Below are 2,758 nucleotides of genomic sequence, written 5' to 3'. Positions count from 1 at the left end.
ACCGCACGCACGGTTCGGAGGGAGGGGAGGGCGAGCGTCCTTCTCTACCCCTATCGGTCTTGGATGCTTGTGCCAATTAATTCACAGCCTCTCAGTCGAACACTCCCTTGTCCAGCTTGATGGCCACTTCCGGCGTGGCCTGCTCGAAGCTCAGGATGCGTTTGCCTTTATGTTCCTTCAGGAAATCTTCGGCATCGCTGCGGCTTTCGAGCGGCACGAACTCATGCCCCATCGGGCCGAGCACGTCGGAACCCATGACGTAGAAGGCTTTACGCGCATCGATGCGGGTCAGCCCGTAAAACTCGGTAACCCAGATCCCGGAAATTTCGGCCGCCTTGTGTCCGGGGGCGTACTTCGGCAGGTCGCCGAGATACTTGAACATGTCCTTGGCCCCATCGAAAAAGTGGGGGTGACCGTCCTTGTAAATGACGATGGCCATCCAGTTCGGATACTTGGCAACGAGCATCCCGCACACCGGGCACAGATACTTGTTGCCCGGTTTCGGGAAGTCCGGCGTTGCCGCGTGCAGCCAGCTGGAAAGTGGTATTGCCACGGCGCCAAGCACCTTCAGAAAGCGGCGACGGTGCATGCTTAGCCCTTATGCATCATGTGTTTTTGACGCTCTGCGCGCATCTTGCGGATCATTGACGCGTCTTGCGCCATGTCGGTGTAAGCCGCCAGCAGGGCTTTGTCGAAATTGCCGAGTTCGCCGCCATTGGCGGCCATCGCTGCTTTTGCGGCTTCATCAGTGCTGTAGGCAACCTTGCTGCGCTTGGTCATGACACCTTTGATCTGGCTGCCGATCAGGAAGGTCGCTTTATCGACATTGACCAGCGGCTTGATTAGATCGGCCGAGGCATTGTCGCCGACCCACATGGCCTTGGGTTCGCGGTCGATGTTCACGGCCAGGCTGATTGACGCGCAATGCAGCGAGCAGGTGCCGTCCGGCAGGTCGTCGCTGAATTGAATCAGCATGCGCGAGTGGTGGAACATCTTGCGATCCATGCCGCAGTACGGGCACTTCGGAAACTTCTCGATATCGTTTTCCTGCGGCTTGGCATCAGCCGATTTTTTTGGTGTGAATTGGGCCGGCGTGCCATCGCTAGTGCAGGCTTGCTGGGCGTGTGCTGAGCTGGCGATAAGCGTGCCGGCGGTGCTGGCCATCGAGAGTTTAAGCAGGTCACGGCGATTCATGGTGTGGCTCCTTAGTGTGGAAGTCGCGTTAGCGACTCTTGAACCTCCCCTCGCCCTTCGGGAGAGGGGTCGGGGGTGAGGGAAACGGGCCGAATGATGCTTCGGCGATCTTTCTGGATAGTAAACTTTTCGAATGGATGCGGCGTGCGGCAAATTGTCGCAGGGGTGGAAGCCAACCAAGCAGGCGCTGCATCAACGTGTAGTAGCGAACTCCCTGCCAGAGCGTTGAAATACCGAGGATGATGACGAAAATAGCCGCTCCCTTGAGCAGCCAGCCGCGCGTTTTTACGCCGAGTTTGCCGAACAGGAAACTGGCCGAGAGCATCGAGGGCAGGGTGCCGGCACCGAACGCCAGCATCAGCAGCCCGCCTTCCAGCAGCGAGGGCGCGGTGGTGGCTTTTACCGCCATGGCCATCGTCATCGAGCACGGCATCAGGCCGTTGATCGCGCCGCCGATCATTGCGCCGAGCAGCGGCCCGCGTTGCGTGGCGGCGACAAACTGCCGGCGCAGCCAGGCCAGCGGCGCAAAGCGAAGCGTGTTGCGTATCGGCGAAACGCCGAGCAGGTCAAGGCCGAGCAGGATGACGACGAGGCCGGCGACGATTTGCAGCAGGCCCTGTAACTGGCCGAAAGCGCCGGTCTGCACCAGCACCGTGCCGAGCCCGGCAGCGATCAGGCCGATCAAGGCATAAACGCCGACGCGGGTGAGATGGTAGGCGAGGTAGGGCGTGAAGTTTTTGGCACCGAGCTTCATGAAGAAGCCAGAGACCAGCCCACCGCACATGCCCAAGCAATGCCCGCTGCCGAGCACGCCGGTCATGAAGGCCAGGCCGTAGGAGAACTCGGCGAGCATCTGGTGTTGGCTGTGATCCATCGTTTTCCCCTGATTAGCGCCAAGCCTCAGCTGTTGCAAACTCCCCTCTCCCACAAGTGGGCGAGGGGGAAAACCCGGCTAGTTGGTTATCGAAGGCTATCGAAGTAACGATGCTCTGAAATCCCTATGGATAGGCTATCTACAGCCATAGTGTCTGCAAACAAAACAAATACGCCATTCTTCAGGCATGCATTCTGTAGAACACCGAACGACGGGCATCCCAAGGCTATTGCCATGAAAAGTCCGCAGCATGACAAGGCGCCATCATCGCTCAGCGCTTCTGCAGACGCAGCGAGTTGGTTACCACCGATACCGAGGAGAGCGCCATCGCCGCTGAGGCGATCATCGGGTTCAGCCGCCCGGCGGCGGCAATCGGGATCGCCACCACGTTGTAGCCAAGCGCCCAGAAGAGATTCTGGCGGATGACTTTCATCGTTTGTCGTGACAGCTGAATGGCCGAGGCGACGCGCGAAATGTCGCCGCCGACCAGCGTGATGTCGGCCGATTCCACAGCAATATCCGCACCGCCGCCAATGGCAAAGCCGACATCGGCGGCCATCAGTGCCGGGGCGTCGTTGATGCCGTCGCCGATCATGCCGACGCGTTTGCCTTGCGCCTGCAAGTCGCGAATCACTTCCAGCTTCAGATTTCTTCTGTTAGGACCCAATTGGTTTGGCACTTTTCACACCA

The 2,758-nt window shown here is 59.4% G+C and carries 4 protein-coding genes; all 4 read right to left on the bottom strand.

Annotation, left to right across the window (positions count from 1 at the left end; all coding sequences use genetic code 11):
- Positions 1 to 91: 91 nt before the first annotated feature.
- The 4 genes from ACOYNV_RS27185 to ACOYNV_RS27170 all read right to left on the bottom strand — a co-directional run bounded on the left by ACOYNV_RS27185 (position 92) and on the right by ACOYNV_RS27170 (position 2,702).
- On the bottom strand, positions 92 to 589 hold the full coding sequence (locus ACOYNV_RS27185; RefSeq protein WP_422902945.1) for a nitrous oxide reductase accessory protein NosL: 498 nt from the start codon (positions 587 to 589) through the stop codon (positions 92 to 94).
- A gap of 2 nt (positions 590 to 591) precedes the next feature.
- Positions 592 to 1,194 carry a nitrous oxide reductase accessory protein NosL gene (locus ACOYNV_RS27180; protein ID WP_422902944.1) on the bottom strand — a complete coding sequence of 201 codons (603 nt, stop codon included), beginning with the start codon at positions 1,192 to 1,194 and terminating at the stop codon, positions 592 to 594.
- 28 nt (positions 1,195 to 1,222) lie between these two features.
- Positions 1,223 to 2,068 (bottom strand): sulfite exporter TauE/SafE family protein, encoded by an 846-nt coding sequence (locus tag ACOYNV_RS27175; protein ID WP_422902943.1) that lies wholly within the window; start codon positions 2,066 to 2,068, stop codon positions 1,223 to 1,225.
- Positions 2,069 to 2,339: 271 nt separating this feature from the next.
- Positions 2,340 to 2,702, bottom strand: a complete 363-nt coding sequence (locus tag ACOYNV_RS27170) for an HAD-IC family P-type ATPase (protein ID WP_422902942.1) — start codon at positions 2,700 to 2,702, stop codon at positions 2,340 to 2,342.
- Positions 2,703 to 2,758: the final 56 nt, after the last annotated feature.

This window comes from Propionivibrio sp. (assembly GCF_049316945.1).
Taxonomy (GTDB): Bacteria; Pseudomonadota; Gammaproteobacteria; order Burkholderiales; family Rhodocyclaceae; genus Propionivibrio.
This window is presented reverse-complemented; position numbering and strand designations above follow the sequence as displayed.